At 63.4% G+C, this 21062-nt stretch carries 15 protein-coding genes; 2 read left to right on the forward strand and 13 right to left on the reverse strand.

The window, feature by feature from the left end; translation table 11 throughout:
* Window positions 1-2895: 2895 nt before the first annotated feature.
* Window positions 2896-4695, forward strand: coding sequence for an ABC transporter ATP-binding protein (locus tag MWU75_RS00005; protein WP_247087215.1), 1800 nt, complete (start codon window positions 2896-2898; stop codon window positions 4693-4695).
* Window positions 4696-6774: 2079 nt separating this feature from the next.
* Here the strand turns inward: MWU75_RS00005 and MWU75_RS00010 are convergent.
* The 13 genes from MWU75_RS00010 to MWU75_RS00070 form a co-directional block, all read right to left on the reverse strand.
* Window positions 6775-7764: a glycosyltransferase gene (locus tag MWU75_RS00010; protein WP_247087217.1), complete on the reverse strand. Its 990-nt coding sequence runs from the start codon at window positions 7762-7764 to the stop codon at window positions 6775-6777.
* Window positions 7765-7787: 23 nt separating this feature from the next.
* Window positions 7788-8783, reverse strand: a complete 996-nt coding sequence (locus MWU75_RS00015) for a glycosyltransferase family 2 protein (RefSeq protein ID WP_247087219.1) — start codon at window positions 8781-8783, stop codon at window positions 7788-7790.
* The gene (locus MWU75_RS00020; RefSeq protein ID WP_247087221.1) at window positions 8780-9841 is read right to left on the reverse strand and encodes a glycosyltransferase; all 1062 of its coding nucleotides are present in this window, start codon (window positions 9839-9841) and stop codon (window positions 8780-8782) included. The genes MWU75_RS00015 and MWU75_RS00020 overlap by 4 nt, the downstream gene beginning before the upstream one ends.
* Window positions 9838-10671, reverse strand: a complete 834-nt coding sequence (locus MWU75_RS00025) for a glycosyltransferase (RefSeq protein WP_247087223.1) — start codon at window positions 10669-10671, stop codon at window positions 9838-9840. The genes MWU75_RS00020 and MWU75_RS00025 overlap by 4 nt, the downstream gene beginning before the upstream one ends.
* A 314-nt stretch (window positions 10672-10985) precedes the next feature.
* Complete coding sequence (locus MWU75_RS00030; protein ID WP_247087225.1) at window positions 10986-11987, reverse strand: glycosyltransferase family 4 protein; 1002 nt, start codon at window positions 11985-11987, stop codon at window positions 10986-10988.
* Window positions 11984-13117: a glycosyltransferase family 4 protein gene (locus tag MWU75_RS20130; RefSeq protein WP_348647713.1), complete on the reverse strand. Its 1134-nt coding sequence runs from the start codon at window positions 13115-13117 to the stop codon at window positions 11984-11986. The genes MWU75_RS00030 and MWU75_RS20130 overlap by 4 nt, the downstream gene beginning before the upstream one ends.
* Window positions 13114-14442, reverse strand: a complete 1329-nt coding sequence (locus tag MWU75_RS00040; protein WP_247087229.1) for an O-antigen ligase family protein — start codon at window positions 14440-14442, stop codon at window positions 13114-13116. The genes MWU75_RS20130 and MWU75_RS00040 overlap by 4 nt, the downstream gene beginning before the upstream one ends.
* A complete protein-coding gene (locus MWU75_RS00045) occupies window positions 14439-16427 on the reverse strand; it encodes a glycosyltransferase (RefSeq protein ID WP_247087230.1) in 1989 nt (662 codons plus the stop codon). Before MWU75_RS00045 ends, MWU75_RS00040 begins: the two co-directional genes overlap by 4 nt.
* Before the next feature lie 60 nt (window positions 16428-16487).
* Complete coding sequence (locus MWU75_RS00050) at window positions 16488-17120, reverse strand: TIGR03085 family metal-binding protein (protein ID WP_247087232.1); 633 nt, start codon at window positions 17118-17120, stop codon at window positions 16488-16490.
* A gap of 5 nt (window positions 17121-17125) precedes the next feature.
* Window positions 17126-17695: a peptide deformylase gene (def, locus tag MWU75_RS00055; protein ID WP_247087234.1), complete on the reverse strand. Its 570-nt coding sequence runs from the start codon at window positions 17693-17695 to the stop codon at window positions 17126-17128.
* Between the two features lie 67 nt (window positions 17696-17762).
* Entirely contained in the window at window positions 17763-18437 is a 675-nt protein-coding gene (locus MWU75_RS00060) for a PH domain-containing protein (RefSeq protein ID WP_247087236.1), read from the reverse strand.
* 55 nt (window positions 18438-18492) lie between these two features.
* Window positions 18493-18660 (reverse strand): hypothetical protein, encoded by a 168-nt coding sequence (locus MWU75_RS00065; protein ID WP_247087237.1) that lies wholly within the window; start codon window positions 18658-18660, stop codon window positions 18493-18495.
* Window positions 18661-18784: 124 nt separating this feature from the next.
* Entirely contained in the window at window positions 18785-20062 is a 1278-nt protein-coding gene (locus MWU75_RS00070; RefSeq protein WP_348647714.1) for a glycosyltransferase family 4 protein, read from the reverse strand.
* A 63-nt stretch (window positions 20063-20125) separates the two neighbouring features.
* Here MWU75_RS00070 and MWU75_RS00075 point away from each other — a divergent pair, with 63 nt between their 5' ends.
* Window positions 20126-21049: a glycosyltransferase family 1 protein gene (locus tag MWU75_RS00075; protein WP_247087241.1), complete on the forward strand. Its 924-nt coding sequence runs from the start codon at window positions 20126-20128 to the stop codon at window positions 21047-21049.
* Window positions 21050-21062: the final 13 nt, after the last annotated feature.

Consider the following 21062-nt stretch of genomic DNA (forward strand, 5'->3'; position numbering starts at 1 on the left):
GTACGAACGTACCCACCGGCCAAGCCTACCCAGGGTTGTTAGTGACCACCCTGAGCCCCGAAGCTGCAGGTCAACGAGTCACGACACGAAGAATCTTGACCGACCTAGCCAACTCAGGTCCGGCGTCAGGTCGAAGCGGTCCCGTCGCAACCCGAGCGCCTGGTGGTAGTCGGCGAACTTCATGTCTGCGACATGGCGGTCGGTGTCGACCGGGACGGCCCACACCGCGGGGATGCCCTAAGAGTCGGCGGTAATAAGTCCATGCAGCGACGAACTCACAACCAAGTCAGCCGGCGCGATCTGACGGACCGCGCCTGTCACGCCCTGGTCGAAGCGGACCCGGCTCACGCCCGACCGTGCGACCAGGTCGTCGTAGCAGGACGCCCACACGGCGTGGTGGCCATGAGCTACCGCAGCCATGGCCGGTGCGGCGAGGCCGGCGGACAAACTTGGAGACCAGCAGGCCCGGATCTCCCAGCGGCGTGTCATCGGTGAGTCCGAGTAGGTCACGGGTGAGCGGGCCTCTTACTGCGAAGAAGTGTGCCTCAGGCATCGACCGGGGTGTTTCGTGCATCAGACCGGCGCCCCACACCGCTGCAGAGACGCTCTCGGGGGCCATCTCAAGGATGCTGCCCACCCCGATGAGGTCGGCCTCGCTCGCGGGGCGTAGGAGCGGGACCATGCCGTGACGGGCCAGGAGCCAAGGGGTCAGCGCGTCGCCGAAGTTCTTGTGACCGTCCCACCAGAACGCGCGCACGAGCCGCGGGCGTCGGCCGTCGCTGAAGGTTCTAACAGTTCCCGCTACCAATCGCCCGATCTGACGCGAGCGACGCACAGTGACGTGGTTGTGAGCAGGCATCGCAACGGAGCCTATCCGCCTCGCGGCGCCGTCAACCTGGCGGTGGGCCGCGGGGAACTCGCAGTAGCCGGTCCCCGACCCACTGGGGTCCGTCGCGGAGTACCAAACGCGGATGCGGCCAGCTTCTACGCGCAAGTACGGCCGGTACATCTTGTACGACTGCCACGTGTCAGGAATGGTGTGCATGACGGGCCGGTCTGCCACGGCCCAGTCAACACCGTTGATGGGGGCCGCGAGGGCGAAGGTGTCGTCGCCGCCGCCCCAACCCAGTTTCGCCGACGCCAACCAGCATGTGCCAGGTGTCGTCGTGGCAAGTGACCCCGATATGCCAGGGGTCTGCCCCGTTCCATCCCGTGATACGAGGTGAGCGGGACAGGCGTGAACGTCGCGGAGCTGAGGCCCAGGATCGTGGTGCGATACAGGATGACGTGACGCCACCGGGACCGTCCCGCGTCCCATATCTCGCCGTCGCCACGGTGGTTCTCCGAGACCCGTCTTGGGCGCGAGCCGGGCACCCGGTCGAACGGGCCACGCTCGACCCGCAGGACCGGGGGGTCGGTCTGCTGGCCGCTGAGGTCACCAGGGTGTCGCCTTGGATGAGCACCAGCCCATCGAAGCCGCCGTCGCGTAGCCACGGCACGTCGGCGGTAGGCTCCGACCCATGGGATGTGGTTCGACGACCTTCGTGATCGCGGTGCCGGATCAACGAGGCGTCGCCGATTGGGCCAAGGCCGTGCAATTGCTGCGCGAGACCACTGATTCGTGCGTCCGGCAGATCGGGCCACGTCCGATCGTGCTTGTAGCGGCAAGCCGGGGAGCAGCGCTGCCGCCGCTGCCGGGGGTTGAATTAGTAGAGATTGACCGCGAGTACCGCCCGCTGCCACCTATGTGGGATACGCCAAGGCAGGCGGCGATTCGTGCGGACAAGGGGGCCAGAATCGCGGCCGCACTCACCCAGGCTCAACCCTGTGGTCACGTGATGGTCGTTGACTGGGACGACCTTGTCTCTCCTCGAATAGCCAAGCACGTGGCGGAGAATCCGCACGCTAACGGATGGTTCGTAGAGTCTGGCCTCATATTCGATACGGGTCCGCTTGTCCTCACTGTTCCAGAGGGCATGAACAGGTTGTGTGGCACCACGCTAATAATCCGCTCTGACCTCATGAGCATCCCCACCACGCTCGACGCGGCTGACGATCAATGGGTGGCATCGATGTACGGCTCTCACATCCGGGCCCGTCAGATTCTGAGCGACAGCGGGAATCCACTGGAGCCGTTACCCTTTCACGGCGCGGCATATCGAGTGGGCACGGGGGTGAACGGATCATATAGGTCGAGTGTCATTCGGACTGCCCTGGAGATACTTCCCAGACGACGGATATTTCCGAGGCTGCGACCTCGTTTGCGGTTGGGTGAGTTCTCGGCATGACCCTCATGCTTTGTTGCACCTGAGGTGGCGAGGAGTCGGACGACGAGTGCGTCGAGGGTCTCTGGGACACGCCGTGGTCCGCAAGATGACACGCGGCCTTGGTCGAGTAGCGCACCAGCCCGCTGCTGATCTGTACCGTGGAGGGTCGCAGTTGTGTGCGGCGCGCGAGCACGAGACTAGACTGTCGCAGTGCTGCGGGGACGAAGATCTGCAGCGTGGTGGCCGCATGGTGTGGGTCAGCATCGTGCTCCAGCACCTGACCATGGCCTCGGTCTCCGAAAGGACTCGCGGTGAATCTGCCCCCTCGTAGCCTGCGTGGATCGGCCACGTTGACCGGGTGCACAACCACTGCACATCCCGGTCCCAGTGCTGCGGGCCTTTGCGTTGGGTGCTGGCTTGGGGATGGTGGCGCCTCTCTCCCTCCGTGGAAGCTGCGCGATTCCCATGTCGCACAAGAGGGGTCCGACGAGGTTGGCTACCTGGCGGTACGGTCTCGCGGGCGTGGCAAGAGGCTTGCGTACCCTGACAGGATGCTAGCCACAGGACCGTACAAGTGAGTTCTGTGACGCACATCGCACCCACCCACAAGTGAGGCACTTCAACTCCCATGAATCTCGTCGAGACGGTCCGGGCAACGCGACGGATCCTGGATCGGCCGACCCAGCGCGCCCTGGTGTTGGCAACGATTGCGACAGTGATCATCGCACTATTCGACACGGTTGCGATTGCTCTTGTTCTCCCACTGGTTACCATTGCTTCTGGCGCGGAGGACACCTCTGGAGTGGGCTCGTGGGTCGCCAGCATGCTGGGTGACCCAGACCCTCGCACCTTAGTCATCATCATGACTTCGGCTGTGGTGACGCTGTTCATTCTCAAGGACTTTGGCGCCATTGCCTACACCTGGTGGCTCACTAGCTTCAAAGTTCTCAAGCGCGTCGAGCTCTCAACACGCCTACTCCAGCACTTTCTGCGTACGCCCTACACGCAAGTCTCCCGACGTAGTTCCGCGGAACTTCTTCGGACCATGAATGACGCCGTCGTCCAGTTCTATAATACCACCGTCTTCGGGCTAATGACCCTTGTGTCTAACGTAGCAAGCCTCATTGCGATTGCGATCGCTTTGTTAGTGTCGGCGCCACTACCTAGTTTAGCGCTGGGTGCCTATTTCGCGGTTGCGACTTTCTTCTATCTGCATGTGATGAAGCCGCGCTCAATTCAAGCCGGCAAGGTGGCGGTTGAAGCCTCTTCAGCCGCCTACCGCACCGCGTTCGCCGCCTTGGGTGCCATTAAGGAGGCAAAACTTCGAGGGAGTCAGCCCTTCTTTGTCGAACGTTACCGCGAGGCCTCCCTCCGTGGTGCCTACGCCAGTCGCACTGCCGGCTTCATCTCTGCGATCCCCCGCTATCTGCTTGAGATCCTCTTCATCCTGGCTGTCGGTCTGCTCCTTCTGTCGAGCACTCTGCTCGCTGATGGGGCGGGCGAGGGGCTAGGCGTGCTGGCCCTCTTCGTGGCTGCAGGGTTGCGGGCGCTGCCCGCCGTGACGAGCCTGGTTGGCCAGGTCAGTAACGTGCGATTCGGCGCGGGTTTCGTCGACATCGTCTTGACGGAGGTTCAGGCGGAGCAACACCATGTGTTCATAGATGGAGACAACGAGTCGGCTCCAGTCAGCTTCGACAATGCGGTCGTCCTCGAGGGCGTCTCGTTCACCTACCCAGATGCGTCTGTGCCTGCCGTGTCTAGCTTGAATCTTGTCATCCCGCATGGCAGCAGCATCGCAATCGTGGGTAGCAGCGGAGCGGGTAAAACGACACTTGTTGACCTCATCTTGGGGCTGCACCGCCCGTCTGAGGGCCGGATCTCCATTGACGGTCAGGACATCGAGGACAATCTCACGGCCTGGCAGCGTGTGGTCGGCTACGTTCCCCAGGAGGTGTTCCTGCAGGAGGCCACCTTGGCGGAGAATGTGGCCTTTGACCAGACAGCCGATCAGATCGACCCGAGCAAGCTCTATAAAGCGATCGAGCGGGCCCAACTGGAGGACGTTGTCGCGTCTTTTGAAGAGGGACTGTGGGAACCCATTGGTGAGCGGGGCTCTCGACTGTCGGGCGGGCAGCGGCAGCGGATTGGGATTGCCCGCGCGATCTATCAGGAGCCTCACCTACTGGTCCTGGACGAGGCGACGTCCGCTCTTGACAACGAGACCGAGCACCGCGTGAGCGAGGCTATCCGTGAGCTCCATGGCGAACTCACCATGGTGATCGTTGCGCACAGGTTGTCAACGGTCCGTCACGTCGACACGGTTGTTCTAATGCACGAAGGCCAGATCGAGGCGATCGGGACCTTTGAAGAGGTGAGACGCTTGAGCCCACGCTTCGCGCGGATGGTGCAATTTGGCTCGCTCAGCTGAGCTCTATCGGGCAAGTGAGCGCGATTTGCGGCAGCACTCAACTCGACAAGCAAGGGCGGCAACGGATAGGAGAATGTGATGCACTACACGCATCCAATACGTCGGCGGGGACGCGCCATATCGCAGGTTGCGTCGGCCGCGATCGGAACGGACGTGCGCTGGGGGAGTCCGATCGTAGCGACATTCTGGTGGGTTGGACACGCGAACTTTGGCGACGACCTCACGCGGTGGCTGCTTCCCCGCTATGGTGTCCTGCCGCTGCACAGGCCGAGCGCACAGGCGGAGCTCCTGGCCGTTGGAAGTATCTTGGGACTCTGTGACTCGTCATACGAAGGCGCGGTCTGGGGGAGTGGCTTGCTGGTGGACCAGCAACACTCACTTCCGCGCGCGCGCATACTAGCCCTTCGAGGCGCGCTGACACAGGAGCGGGTTGGCGCCCCCGATGATGTCGTGTTGGGCGATCCCGGCCTTCTGGTGGCGCGCCATACACGGCGGCGTAAGAGGCGGTGGGACGTAGGCTTCGTGCCCCACGCGGGACATCGGCTGAACGAGGCCTTTATATCGGTCGCGAAGCGAGGTCGCTCCTTGACGAGGATTATAGATGTTCGTCGGCCAGCCCCAAGGGTGGTGGCCGACATCAGCGCGTGTGGCACGATTGTGACCACCTCGCTTCACGGACTCATTACCGCTGACTCCTTCGGAATTCCTGCTGTTTGGACTAGGCTGTCTCCGGACCTTCACGGCGGTGATTTCAAATTTCGGGACTATGAGTCCGCGGTCACCCCGGGATCGAGTCGATTCGTGGCATTTGACCCGAAAATGACTCCCGAGGACCTAGAGAATCTAGCTGGTACAGTCACTCGCGAGACGGTGCTATCCATTTGCGGAAAACTTGAAAAGTCAATTGGAGAGTGGTCCGATACGCTAGGGGACCTTCCGCAGTTTCCCGGAGGGGTAGTGTCAGCCCTTACTGCCACGCGGCCCGGGCCCAATGTGAGCGGGCCATCATGAACTCTGATATGCCAAGGACGCCTCGTTTCGAGCATGAGCTGCGTGATTTCAACGCTACGGTTTCCGAGCCCCAGAGTGGCGTGGTCGACGTGGTCTTGCCGACAAATCGCGGGGGACCTTACCTCGCTGCTGGCGTGGATTCATTGCGTTCTCAATCCTATTGCGACTGGCATCTGATTCTTGTAGACGATGGTTCCCCAGCCCCATCCGTGCTGCGTGGATTGACCTCCGGCATAGAGAACTGCACTCTGTTGCGCCAGGAAAATAGAGGGGTCTCCTCCGCAAGAAATACTGCCATTCGGGCTGGAAAGGGTGAGTTCGTGGCATTCTTGGACGACGACGACATCTGGCCCTCTAACAGGCTGAGCCTCCTCGTAGACGCTCTCCAAGCGTCCCCAAATGCTTCGGGAGTTTTCGGGAACGGTCGTTACGTTGACTCGAATGGAGTCCCGTTCGGAAGATGGGAAACAGAGGCTGCATCGCAGCAGAAGTTCCTGCGGCGAGAAACTCCGATCCCACGAATCGCTGCCCTTATGGTGCGCAGAACGGCGCTCGTACACGTGGGGCCTTTCAATGAGTGCATGAAGTTATCTGAAGATGACGAGATGATATTGAGATTGTTACGCCACGCGCCGATGATCCACGTGGATGCAGATGTTGTCGACTACCGCCGGCACTCTAGGAATGCCAGCTCGGCCACCTGGTGGGAACGTTACCAAGGTGGCCGGATGTCCGTAATGCTAAATCTTGAGTCAGCACGCCAGCTAGGGCCCAAGGAGCATGAGATATGGCTGCGCGAGTACCTCTCGCGGTTAGATCGCGCCACGGCGGGGGAGTCGCTGGGAAGAATTGTTTCGGATGCGCGCGAAAGGAGGTACCGAAGCGCGCTGTCGGACTTCGTGAGTTCCCTGAAGATAAGTCCGCGTGGCTTTTTAGTAGGCGGCGGGCAGCGAGTCGCCGAAGCCGTGTCCAGGCGATTGGCGCGATCTGACTAAGGCCGATCTCGCCAATCCATGGCGCGTGGTACAGGACGGGCATCGTACTCGATTATTTGGAGCTGAGATGGTCTCAGAGCCATTCGCGAAGACGCCATCGAATTGGTGGAGGGAGTATCAGCGAATACCTTATATACCTTGAAGGTATAATAGTTCGGGTTGCCCGGAACAGCGCGAGTGCGTCGGGCCATCGATGGGCCTTGATCTCTCCCCAGAGCCAGACGTTGGCCTCGCGTGCGTAATAGGTCGAATAGTTCTTGAGAGAATATCCTCGTGGGTGGCCAGCGTGCGACCATGCAAGTTCCCAGGCGCGGACTCGGTGCTGCCACCCAGACGGTCCGAGCTGCTTCGTCGATTGATTGCCGTGAACTCTGTAGAACATCCACCTGCCGGGAACTAGATGCCATTCCGTTTCGGTTGCGAGAAACACGAAGAGAAGCCAATCCTCCGCGGTCCGGAGGTCATCGGGAACCTTCGGGATATGGTCCAGAAGGCGACTGCGGAAGACGGTTGTTGAAGTAACGCCCAGGTTTCTCTTGAGCAATTGTTCAAGACTTTCACCATGGATGTCTAGGTAGTCGAAGTTGTTGAGGGGCCGAGCCATGGTGGCCTGCGCCTCGAGATCCTTCCTCTCCCCACTGGAGAATATCTCTGTTAAGAAGCCGTTCAATTCTGTGGGACCGTTAGGTATTGCGAACTGCCAAGATGCACTTCGCATGGCCTCGCAGTCCGGATTTGTTTCGAGGTATCGCGCGAAGGAGTCTTGTTTCTCGCTATGCCAGACGTCATCGTCATCTAGTAATGCGACCCAATCCGTTCTTACGGCGCGGAGTCCTTTGTTTCTACTTGCGGCTGCGCCGAGCGAGTGGGAATTCTCAATGATGTCCACGGACGGGTAATGCTGCCGTATGAACCGTGCTGTGCCATCCGTATCACCGTCAATAACGACGATAACCTGAGATGGCTGGATGGTTTGCGCATATACACTTTCTAGTGCTACATTTAGATATGTTTTGCGACTTCGCGTGGGGATTATGACGGCGTAGTTGAAATTTTTGGCCATGGATCTATACCTCCTGCAGTCTCTTACTCCTTGGTGGAGGCGGGTGCGTTGCCCGAATTATGAGAAGGACGATCTAGGTCATGAAGTAGCCTGAGTGCGACGGCGTGGCCGACTACTGCACCTGCGAGTGAGACTGCAGCTCGGGACAGGCCGTTGGCGGCACCTCGGTACCTATTGCGACTTCCACCGGGTTTAGAGGCTAGGGACAGGGCCGCATACCCAATATGGCCCGCAACTTTGCGGGCAGCGGCTCGCGGGTTGGCCCGTGCGCGAGGGTCGTGCAGTCCAAGCGTCGTCAGCAACAGAACGGCGTGGTTGCGTGCTGCGTAGTACTCGTAGCGGCGATCGAATCGGTGGCCCTTTGCGTATGTGCCACCTACGTGCCTGACCACGGCGTCTGGCGTATAGGTGAGGCGGTACCCAGCGACCCGAGCCCTCAGTGCGATGTCGGATTCCTCCCTAAGACAGGTTCCTGGGTAAAAGTCCCGGATTCCTCCTAGCTCTTCAATGACATTGCGGCGCATAGACATGTTGGCGCCCAGCAGGTGGTCCACCTCGACGTCTCCGTCCGTCATAGCAGCGAAGTAGCCAGTCAGGGCTCCGTCAGCAAGCAATTTGCCCACTCGATCTCGGCCCTCGAACTCCTCGCCTGGTTGACCGTTTATCGTTCGGCCGCCCACCCCCGCCACCGTAGGGTCCGTGTAGCGGCTTATGAGCTGCTCCAGCCAATCAGGCCTAGGATAGGCGTCATCGTCAAGGAAGGCCACCACATCACCCGAGGTGCGCTCGATGCCAATGGCCCGAGATGTTGCCGTGGTCCCCCTGCCGTGCGGGCTACGGACGTAGGTAACGGTCGGGAATGTCTCGACCAAAAGCGCGGTCTCGGTACCTGGCGACGCATCCACCACCACTACCTCGGCGGACTGCACAGATTGAGTCAAGACGTGCTCAAGGCACGTGCCGAGGTAGTCCGTTCGATTGTAGGTGGGGATGACGACACTCACTGTGGGGGAAGTCATGAACTGGTCCTTCTGACTCCTTGACGATGGCGTTCTCCCACCGCTCTGAGCGCGGAGTCTGTCGCTCGGAGGGCACGCTGGTCGGTGAACTCGGCAGAGCGGGATGTTGCCCAGGAACTGAGCGTGGGTATCTTTGCAAGTGCGGCCGCCAGCGCTGACGCCAAGGCCGCCGGATCTCCTGGCGGGTACAGAAGCTCGGTCGGGGCTCCCCGCAAGATCTCGACCGGGCCGCCATGGCCGGTCGCGACAACTGGCATCCCCGCCGCCAACCCTTGGACGATAACCTGACCGAACGGTTCCGGCGCTGTCGAACAGTGAACTAACACGTCATGCTCCGTCAGCAGGCCCGGCACGTCTTTGATGTGACCAACCATCGTGGCAGCTGGCTCAGCCTCGACAAGGGCGTAGAGGCTCTGGGCGTATCGGTCCTCGCCAAAGTGTGTGCCACCAGCGATGGTTAGGGTTGCCTCTATTCTGTGGCGGCGTACGTGAGTGAGTGCTCGAACAGCGATGTCTGGGGCCTTCCACGGTGAGAGTCGTCCCAGGAACAGGAGTCGTGCCGGAGTGTGCGGGGCTTTTCTTGGAGTGCGACCCAGCATGTCCTCGGTCACGCCGCACATGGAGTGAACCACTTGAATCCGGTCCGGGGCGACGCTTAGAGCCTCTCGCACCGTGCCGGCGGTCCACGCAGAGTTGGCTATATAGTGACTCACCCGACGCGCCGTGACGTGTTTGGTGAGGTGAAGCGCCAGGGGCGACATTGCACTGGTGGTCAGTCCGTCGCGGACCCAGTAGACGAGCCTCGACTTAGGGGGCGCAACGAGGGCAGTCAGGAATGCTGCGCGCATCGAGTTGGAGACGATAACCTCGCCCCCACGCAGCGCAGAGCGGAGTGCGAGGAGGTCCTGGGCGACAGATACCTCAATATCTAGCCCGTCCCAAACGCCCCCGTGCTCCATTGTCACAAGGCGGACTGACTGCGTTGTCGCGTCCAGGTAGCGGCGGAGTGCCAGTTCCGCGCCTCCAGGCTTATTCGTGTGCGACACGAACGTAATCATGTTGGTTGCGATCCGTCACTTTCCCAAAGGCTGGCGATGACGCGGGACATTTGGCCCACCCGTTGCGACCAGGATGGGATGTCGTCGGGAAGATCCCCGGACCAGGGAACCGGGGAGTTAATGGATGCCGCGACTTTCGCGGGAAAGTCCTCGGGATCCGCCGTCGTGACTAGGGGGTCAATCACTCTGATGAAGCCAGGTACAGGCGTTGCGACTACCGGCCGGCGAGCTGCCCGGTACTCATAGGCCTTGATGGGGTCAAGCGATGCCGTGAACTCGGTGAGTACATGCGGCACGATGAGGACATCAGCATGCTGCAGGTACGCTGGGACCGTCTCACTTGGGCGGGGACCCATCGTGACCACGCCAGTGGCATGTAGCGCTTCTACGTCCGAGGGGGGCAGTGGTGTCGGTCCGACCAGCGCCAGCCTTCCGCCAGTTCGCTCTTTGAGCGTGATCGCACTGCTTCGCAGCAAGTCCAGATCGACCCGGTCTCGGTGCGTCGTGCCCACGTAGAGCGCCAGGGGGCCACTCGGCAGGTCTGAAGGCCTTGGTCGCAATGTGCGGTACAGCTCAAGATCAACCCCGTTCGGGATGAGCTGGACCTCGCGCTGCGCAGACTTGGTGCGCGCCATTGTGGGCGAGCAGACGACGACTTCGCCACAGCGCGCCAAGAGGTGTGCCTCTTGACGGCGTAGCCTAGCCAATTCACTGCTTGGGCGGTTTGCGAGAATCCAATCATCGGTGATGTCGTACAGCGCACGCCAGCCCGTCAGAGCGAGATGTTCGGCGCCTCCCGGGTCGTTTACCCACAGGATGGGGTTGGCCATCCCCAGGCGCTGGGCCGCAGTCACAACCCATTGTGCGCGCCGGCGGTCACCTCGTGGGTCTAAGCGTCGAGGTAGGGACTTGCGAGGCCGCAGTGCCCATAACTCACCGTCTGCATCGGGAAGTTTAATGCGTCGAAGGCCTGTCCCAGATAGACGAGGACGACGCTGTCTGCGCACCTCATGGAGCGCATCTACCGGCGGCTCCACGAAGAGCACGCGCCGGACACTACCGTTGCGGAGCAACCCGGAGACGAGGTGTTGATTGCGTCTCCAGACCTCGTCCCACACCTCTAGCGAGATCACGACTAGGTCGGTCATGCCAACACCTGCTGATACACGACCCTAGTTGCCTCGGCCTGCGCATGTGGAGTGAAACTCGTCTGCTGCACCTTGGCCAACTCGTCGCCATACCTGCCGCGGAGTTGGACGTCTCCACAGAGCCTGGCCAGCATTTTCGCTGCCTGCTCCGGTGCACCGGGGTCGAAGAGATGTGCGCTGGGGGCCATGCCAACTGTCTCAGGATGTGCTCCGGCGCGACTAGCTACGACGGGAAGCCCTTGTGCCATGGCCTCTAGGACACTCAGGCCGAGGCCCTCGATCTCGCACGGCGCGAGGAAGACAGATGCCGATTGCATGAGTGCCGGAACGTCGTCGCGGAAGCCGAGAAAGGAAACTCGGTCCTGGACGCCTAACTGCTCCGCCAGGCCTCGCAGCGACGACAGTTCGGGCCCGCGACCCACTACTTCAAGGGTCCACTCCGCCGGAGCGGCCAGTGCAAAGGCTCGTAGGGCGATATCGGTGTTCTTTTCTGGCTGTAGACGCTGGACGACGAGAACAACTGGTCGACGCACTGCTCTTGAACCATCGCTGGCCGGCACTCCGGGGTAGACGACAGTCGCCCTCCTCTCAATTCTCTGCGCGACATACTGGCTGACGGCGATCTGGGCACCTGTTCTCCGTCGAATGAGTATGCCTGCCAGTCGGCCGACTGGCGTTGCTCCACGCGGTCTCGCGAAATGACGCGTGACGACGAGTGGTGCTGTCGTGGAGAGGCACACCGCCAACTCGCCTGCAGTCATGTGGGCGTGGACGATGTCTGGGCGAGTAGCACGACGGATACTCGCCGCGACACCCCGAAGCGAATCCCCACTCAGAACTCCTATGCCATCATCGCCAAGCGCCCGCCTCATTGGGCCCACAGCACCACCTATCACGGTGACTTCGTCTCCGGCGCGTGCCTGTGCCGCGGCCAGAGTTGTGATGTGCCGTTCGACGCCAGAGAAGCCGTCTGACCGGACCACGTGGAGCACCTTCACCGAGAATGCACCTGCCGACTCTCCAGAGACAGGAACAGGTCAAGGTAGGTCTCAGCGACAAGGCCCCAGTTGAAGGCCTCGACGCGTGCTCTGGCAAGAGCCTGCACTTGCGCGCGGGGCAGACTGACGCGAGCGAGCGCGATAAGGCCATCCCGAACGCCACCTGCGGTACGTTCGACGATTCGCGAAACCTCGTCGTTCGCGAGGCTCTGGGGGATCGAGCCAACGGGGGTGGCTACCACCTGAAGTCCACTCGCGAGTGCTTCGAGAACCACCAAGGGGTTTGCCTCGTAGGCGCTCGGAAGCGCCAGAATATCGCCGGCTGCGAGCGCAGATCGAGGGTCGGGGACCCTCCCCGCCCAATGCACCCGTCCACTGAGATCGGAACTGAGGCCTGCGCGGTAAGCGTGAATCTGTCGCGGTGTCCCGCCGACGACTAGGATGTGGTGGTCGGGCAAGTCCTTGACTGCCTGCAGCAAGACGGGAAGTCCTTTGCGGTCGAACTCGTGGCCAATGAAGACCACCACGCGACTACCCCGAGGGATACCCATGGCTTCTCGAGCTCGGTGGTGTTCCTCGTCGCTGACTGGTGCGAAGCGATCCAGGTGGACGCCGTTTGGGATCACGACTGCCTGATGGGCAGGGACCCCATATGTGTCTATGAGCGTTAAGCGATCAGCCTCACACAGGCTAACCACTGCACGGTGCGAACCCGACCGATAGCGGTAGGTATCCCGGGCTGCGGTAAAGAGGTGGAGGGGGTTTCGGGCCATCCGCCAAGCGAAGTGTCCTCGAGCCCGCATGGCGCTTGCGAGCAGACCGTGGTTGACGTAGATGTCCCCCGCTAGTGCATCGTTGTGACAGATCGTCACGGCCTCCAACGGCAATGTGCGGATGGTTCGCCGAGCTCGGGCCGTGCCGATTGTCGAGAACCAGGCGACCCGTGCGGCATGTCGAAACCGCCCGCGGAAACCTGGTGCTTGCTCAGCAAGGAACGCGCATCCCGCGTGCTCGGGGCCGAATCGTCGGACGTCGTGACCACGAGCCAGCCATTGCTCCTCGAGTGCGTGCGCCACTCCACCAACGCCAGTTCCTGGTGTGAACTCAGGGGAGATCTGTAAGATGATCATGCAACTGACCCGATGCTCATCGTGGTCCCCGCGGACTTGTTGGTGGCGATTGGCGAGTTGGTTTCACGATGAGCCAGCGCTCCGATCGCTATACCAGAAACAACCAGCGGAACAGAGACCGTGATAGCGATCCAGAACAGGTCGAACTGGGACTGCACCAAGCGGGCGAGCACCAAGGCAAATGCCACCGTGCCATAGTCAGGATCAAGACGCCACAAGACGACAAGCATCCCTCCGAAGAGCATCACAAATGCCGCAATTCCGACAATCCCGGTGCTAGCGAGTACCTCGAGGAACGCATTTGGCGGCTGGAATCGCTCCTCAGTGCGACCAGTCGTCCAGTATCGCAGTCCGTGGCCCAAAAGTGGGGAGCGCTCCCACAGTGCAATCGTGTCCCCGAACCAGTTCAACCGCTGGAACACCGAGTTGTGGACATTTCCCGAAGCAATCTGATCCCGGATCAGGGTGGCGACGAAATATCCCGTCGGAATGATTGCCAAAATAGCAAGGATGGATCGACGCTTCTCACCTGGCTTGCGGAAGGAGACCACCAGGAGTGCCACCCCCAGGGCGAGGAGTGCCTGGCGTGACTGCGACATGGCGATCCCAACTGCGAACAGCCAAAACGCACTCATCGCCCAACGTCCGGACCAACCCATCCACGTTGGGTGCGCATACGCAAGTATCGCCGCGAAGCACAAGAGAGTCCCGATGAAGTTCTTGTGCATCGACCATGGGTACTTGGGGTAAACCTCCGAGAAGTCGCCAGAAGCCCACTGTAGTGCACCTTCAGCTACGGTTGGGATTGCGAGAGCGACGCACGCCAGAAGGAAGAGCGTAAGGCCAATCTTTCCAAATCCAGCGCGGCCCACCGCCCAGCCGACAATTAGCGCACCGCTGACCAATAGCCAGGCGTGGAACCACTCGACCACGTTCGCAAGGTAGGGGTTGGCGACTACCGTGAGAAGAGTGGCAGCCTGGTAGACGACATTGAGCCACAGCAGGTACCGCAATTCGCGGCTGAAAGGCTTGGGGGACAGGATCAAAGCTGGCCAGAAGACGAGGCCGAGCACGAAGTCGGACACGGTGAGGTCTACCCCGCCACCACCGACCCTAAGCACAACGACAAGCAGCGGCATTGCCGCTACCGGTAGGAGAGCAGGTTGTGCCACTGCGGCCCCGAAGACGAGCACGGCGAAAGCGCCGGCTAGCGCCATGGTCGGACGTTCGGGCACGATGTAGCCGATCCCCATTGCGAAGGTGGCCGCCCCAGCGAAAATGAGTACCAGGAGCACGCGGCGCAGGACTTCGTTCGTGGTGATCATGACGCGCGCCTAGGGAGGAGTCGCGGATCGCCCGCCGAATGCAACAAGTCTTCGACATTGCGCGGCCCCAGCCTCAGAAGCCGCACACGGGCACAGGCATCGGCCTTGCGACGGTCTCGCAGCAATGCGCTACGAATCAGCGATCCGACGAACTGTGCTCCGCGTGCCACCTGCCACCCAGCAGCGCCATGATGCTTACGGAAGTACCGTTCCTGACCAGCATGAAAGTGTGCGCTCCGGCGCTCCGAGTCAATGCTGGTGCCCGCGCCGACGTGAATGGCGGGGACAGCGGCAACGGATGCGTGCCGCCAGCCCATGAGTGATGCCCGTCGCGCCCAGTCTGTCTCCTCCGCGTAGAGGAAGAAGTCCTCGTCGAAGCCGCCGACCTGGGCCAGTGCCTCGGCCCGCAGCATGAGGATCGACCCGATCACGTAGTCCTCGGACTTGTTGAGCCGGCCCAGGCCGATGGCCTCGATCCAGGAACCCAGTGGGGTTGGCCAAGGCCAGGAGACCCGGGCGGTCTTGCCGTCCTCATCGACCTGTGCAGGACCGACGCTCGCCAGGGCTGGAGCAGCCCGCAGAATGGTGTGCAAAGCGCGCGCGCCCTCCACGCTGATCCGTGCGTCGGGATTGAGCAGCAGCACGTCCGAGCCCGGCTGGAGGCGTCGCTCCAGCGCATAGTTGACCCCCGTGCCGAAACCGCCGTTGTGCCCCGGGTCCAGGTAGCGCACGCCGGCGGCCTCGCAAGTTTCCCGAACGTCGGCGCGCGAAGAGTTGTCCACGACTGTCACGGTGAGCCCTGCAACTGATCCAAGCGCCTCGGCGAGGAGGTCGGGGGCACCGTAGGCCACAACGACCACTTCGGGGTCCGTCTGCGTTGCCGATTCCACTGGCTCGTGAGTCACGATGCGGTAGAGCTGGTTGAACTGGTCCGCTACGGCTGGCCAGGCACACTCGCGTGCTCGATCGATCCCTCGTGTCCTTAGCGTGCTGTGCAACTCCTGGTCGGAACCGACCTGCACGAGTGCCGCGGCCATCGCGGCAGGATTCGCCTCGGGGACGAGCACACCCGCCTTGTCTACCAGGTGGGGCAGGGCTCCACTCTCGGAGGCGACCACGGGGACGCCACTCGCCATGGCCTCGACCACCACACGGCCGAACTGCTCCGCCCACCCTGGGGTAGTCAGGGACGGCACCGCGAGCACATCAAACCTGGCATAGACCGCTGGGAGGTCCTCCTGCGAGACACTGCCCAGCCAGGTCACCCGTCCAGCGAGGTCCGGTTCGGCGGCCCGCTGCCGCATCTCGACTTCCTGGGGGCCGCTCCCGGCTACGGTCAGCACCAAGTGCGGCTGACTGGCCACCGCCTCCAGGAGCACACCGACGCCCTTGTGGGAGGCCAGCCGTCCGACATACCCCACCTGCACCGGACTCTCAGGGGCCGGCCGCCGGGTGCTCACGGTGAACTGGTCGAGATCCACGCCCAGCGGGATCACGCGGGGTTGACCAGGGAACCCCTTGCGCTGCGCGATGCGCCCCGCCTCCGTGTTGCACACTTGCAACCCCGCGGCGTGCCGAAGGGTCCACCGCTCGAACCACCGGAAGGGGATCGGGTAGCGCTTCTGGAGGTTCTGGGCGGAGTAGATGACGTAGGGTGCGCGGTTCTGTCGGAGCTTGCGGATCGCAAGGATCTCGGCGGTGGCTAGGGCGAAGGGTTCTTCATGGATGTCGATGACATCCCACTCCTCGCCCATTGCGCGCCAGATCGGGCGGGGGTCGTAGAGAAACAGCGCGGGGTGGCGACCGAGGGTCCGGACACCTTCGACTTGTTCGCCCGGTCCGGGGTCCAGTTGAACGTCACTGCCGCCCTCGTTCCAGCGCTGGGCGGAGAGAAGGTGCACTTCGTGACCCAGTCTCCGGAGCTCACGCTCCCGCTGGCGCCAAGCGTCCACGACGGCGCTGTGGAACACACGGAGGACCTTCACGCCAACAGGATACGGTCTCTTGACCATTCGACTCCGCTCGCAAGGCGCTTTCGCCGCTGGTCAGAGGATCGTGCGCGTCAGTTCCACGGCAGACTCGGCGCCACCGAGCCCAACGTGCGCCACTCGGAGGCGTCCGGAGACCGCCAGGGTCAACTCACCTGGCGAGCCCATCAGGACGACTGCGCCCGCAACCGTCGGACGCTTCACGGCCTTGCGGCCATGGCCCCGTGCGACCAGCACCACGCCGCAGTCGAGCCTGGCCAGCATCAGCCGCGCATTCGTAGTCAACTGCCTCCACAACGTCGACTCAAGTTCCTGAGAGATGTCCCGCTGTGGCCCGACCCGTCCGTCGCCTCGCAGAACGTCCTCGTGATGGATGAAGAACTCGGTGAGATTGACGAGGTGGTCGAGGGCAGGGATGCGAGCAGGGGACCAGGCCGGCGGCCCGTTCCGCACGAGGTGCACCAGTTCGTCCCACGGCCGGGTCGCATACTCGGCCATCCCGGCGTCAAGCTTGCCCTTCAGCGGGGGGATGATGCCGGCCATCGCGAGATCCGGGCGGGTATCTCGGATCACCAGATGTGCGGCGAGCTCCGCGGACAACCAAGGGTCGCACAGGGTCGGGGCGGAGGGACCGACCCGCTCCAGGGTGTCGCAGAGCGCCTGGCGCTCCAAGCCGGCGAGGTGGGTCATCGCGCTCAGACGTCCTCGGCCTTGATGGCGCTCGGGTCCCACTTGGTGACGCCGCGATCCGCCCACCCGCGGTCCTTCGCGGCCTCGCGCGCCTCACGCTTGACCGGGCCGATGAGCCGGTCGACGTAGAGCATCCCGTCAAGGTGGTCCGTCTCGTGCTGCAGACATCGGGCCAGGAGTCCCTTACCCTCAACGACGACCGCGTTCCCGTCCAGGTCGATGCCAGTGACGCGGGCTCGCGGATGGCGGGCGAGCGGGAAGTACTCTCCCGGCACGGACAGGCAACCCTCGCCATCCTCCTCCTCGTCCAGGGGGGCGGGCGAACCCAGCCGCTCGAGCACCGGGTTGATCACGACACCCTTCACGTTCTCCTCACCGGGCACCGGACAGTCATAGACGAAGATCCGCAGGCGCACCCCGACCTGGTTGGCTGCCAGGCCCACCCCGTCCGCAGCCTCCATCGTGTCGAACATGTCGGCCACGAGCTCTCGGACCTCGTCGGTCACCTCGCGGACCTTCTTAGTCGGCTGGTGCAGGGCGCGGTGGCCGATGACGGTGATGTCTCGGACGGTCACGGGGTGGGCTCCTCGGGCGCAGGACGGCTGGTGTCGCTAGATCCTAAGCCGTCCAGCCGGGCGGGCCTCAGTCGTAGTAGGGGCGCGGAATGGGACCGGTGTCGTCCGGGTCGTGCCACAGGCCCACCGGGGCGTAGGTCGACTCGTCCTCGTGCGAGACCTCCCAGGCGGGCTCGTCCTGGTCCGCGTCGCTCTCGTCGTGGTCGTGCCGCTCCTCCTGGACGGGGAGATGCAGGTAGTCGTCCGGGTCGTGCCCCTCGGGGCCGAAGATCGTGTCGCAGATGAGGCGGTAGGTCTCGTCAGGCTCCGGGACCCAGTTGATCTCGCGCATGGCCTGGTCCTGGCCGGCCGACTCCATGATGAACTGGCCGTAGCCGAGCAACCGCCCCAGCGGGGAACGGGCGTAGTTCATGTCTGTCACCTTGCGCAGCGGCATCATCGCCACCTTGTGGGTGATCAGGCCGTAGGTCATGAGCAGCCGCTTGTCCGTGGCCACGAACCACTCGTTGCGCCACTCCAGCGCCTTCCACACCAGCCGCAGCACGAGCGCGAACAGCACCCACCACAGGAACAGGGGGAGTGCGGAGGCGTTGGGCGGGGAGTTGCTGGAGAACCACAGCGCCGCTGTGAGAGCAAGCAACGTCGTGCCGACCGGTTCGATCATGCGCCCCCAGTGGTGCCGGATCGCCACGATGACGCGCTCCTCGCGGAGGACGTAGCGGTCGAGGATGCGACTGTGCACGCGTGCGCGGCCCACCGGTCTCACCGGTTCCCGGGGGCGCTGGGAGTGCCCATGGTCACTCGATGAGGGATGAGAAGAAGCGACCGATGTTGCGGAAACCGGTGGCGATGATGTCCCAGACGGCCTGCACGATGTCCGCCGCCCGCTCGGGGCTGGTGATGATCGCGTAGATGATGAACCCGAACAGCAGCCAACTCAGGATCTGCTTGATGTTCCTGGGCATCTCGGACTCCTCGGGATGGGCATGCAGCGGCCACACGACCCCAGCATCATGACAGGCGGACTCGTCAGGTCGAGGGTGCCACGCCCGACGGTGCCGAATCGCATGTCGGCCGATCCACCTGCTGCTATGGCCGGTCGACGGAGCGGTAGATGGCCTCGTAGTCGTCGACGACCCGGTCCCAGGTGAAGCGCTTCACGCTCTCCAACCCGTTTGTGCTCAGTCGTGCGGCCAGGGAGGGCGAGCTGAGCACCTGGTCCATGGCGTTCGCCAGGGCACGGGCGTCCTGCGGGTCGACAAGAATGCCGTCCACCCCATCGGTCACGAATCCCGCGGGACCGCCCAGCGACGTCGCGATCAGCGGTGTGCCGCTCGCCCAGGCCTCTAGCGCCACAATCCCGAACGCCTCCCTGCGGCTGGGCATGACCACGAGGGCGGCGTTGGCCATGGCCTGCTGCGCATCTTCGGGCGACCGGGGGCCTAGAAGAGCGACGCGGTCCTGCAGGTCGAGTCGCCGCACCAGACGCTGCAATGCCTCTCTCTCGGGGCCGTCACCGACGACGTGGAGGCTTCTGACCTCCCTGGAGCGAGCAACGGCGTCGATGAGCAGGTCGAACCCTTTCACCTCAACGAGGCGGCCCACTGCGACCACCTGCTTCAGCGTCGCGTCTGCCGGGCTTGTAATCGTTGTGTGCGTCGCGACCCGCACGCCATTAGGCACGACGCTGACGTCGCGCGCACCGTATGCTCCGCGGAGATCATCGGCGACTGCCTCAGAGCAGCCTGTGACGGCGTCGGCGTCACTGCAACCACGTCGGAGTTGCGCGCGCATCAGCGCAGACCGTCCGAACAGGTCGTTGGCATCCATGAAGGTCTCGCCATGAGCCGAGAGCACCCAGGGTGTGCGGGTGAGTGAGGCGACCACACGCGCATACGGCCCGTTGGGGCCGAAGCAGTGGACATGGATCACATCAGGCCTGAGTTGGCGAGCTGCTCTCAACCACCGCGCCAGCGCCAAGGGAGCGGTGAGAGCGAAACGCGCGAGATTGCTGGTCTTCCGTGCCGGCAGCGGGGTAGGGAGGTAGCGGACTCGGACCCCATCAACCCACTGCGCGCCTAGACGCTCACCACGGTCCACGGTCCAGACCTCGACGGTGTGCCCTCGGGAGGTGAGCTCGGCGGCCACCTGGCGGACGTGCTCTTCCACACCTCCGAGGTGTGGGTGATAGGAGCTGGACACGAGCGCTACTCGTCGCTGTTCTTCGCCTTCTGACATGCTCGCTCTCGATAGTTGCCGGTCGGAGATCCGTTGCGGAGCCTCCTGGGAGGAGTGCGCGTGGTGCCTGCATTGTCCATTGCCACGACCGCGGTCGAGACTCCTATGGGTGCGCAAGCCTACGAGCATGCCATCCGTTCCCGGGCACGCGCCGCACTCGAAAGCGCTCCGGAGCCGTGGGAGGTGCACGACGTGGTCGTACGCTCGCTGCGCTCGCCGCTGGCGGGGAACCGGCGGCTGCCCATGGGGTGGCTCTTCGGTGCCAGTCCGGCGGCCCGGCGGGCACTAGGGCGGCTGGTCTATCCGCGGGGCTCGGTCGTGCACCGAATGGACCTGCTCCTTCCGCCCCCGCCCGGCCCGGACGTCGTCACCCTGCACGACGTGGTGGCCTGGGAGTTCGACGACGAGTCGGACCCCGTGCGCGCCGCGCCGGAGGAGCTGCGCCGGGCCGACGCTGTCGTGTGCGTGTCAGCGTTCACTGCCCGGCGGGCGCAGGAGTTCCTGGGCGTGGTCGACCCGGTGGTCGTGCCAAACGGGGTGAGCCCGGACTACTTCGCCGCCGCCCCGCTCAGCCCGGAGGTGCTCGAGGGGCTGGGACTGCGATCGCCCTACCTGCTGTATGCCGGCGGGTCGGCGCGGCGGAAGAATCTCCCCGCGCTGGCGGAGGCCTGGCGGCACGTCGCCGACCGCCGGCCGGAATGGCAGCTCGCCCTGGCCGGACCGACGAACCCCGAGCGGCAGCAGCTCTTCGCCGACGCCCCCCGTGTCGTGCACCTCGGCCGGCTCGCCGACGAACTGATGGCGCCGCTCATGGCCGGAGCGGGTGCTGCCGTCGTGCCCTCGCTGTATGAGGGCTTCGGCCTGCCCGCGCTGGAGGCCATGGCCGCCCGGGTGCCGCTCGTGGCGAGCAACCGGAGCTCGCTGCCGGAGGTGGTCGCCGACGGCGGCACGCTGGTGGATCCGACGCCAGAGGCCCTCGCCGAAGGCCTCGAGTTCATCACTTCGGGAGACTCTGCGCTCGCGGCCATCACGAGTCGCGGTCGGGAGCGGGCCGAGCGGTTCACCTGGGAGCGCAGCGCTGACGGTCATGCGGCCGTTTGGCGGCACTTCGGATAACCGTTCCAGGCCA

Source organism: Ornithinimicrobium sp. F0845 (genome assembly GCF_023015765.1).
Classification (GTDB): domain Bacteria; phylum Actinomycetota; class Actinomycetes; order Actinomycetales; family Dermatophilaceae; genus Ornithinicoccus.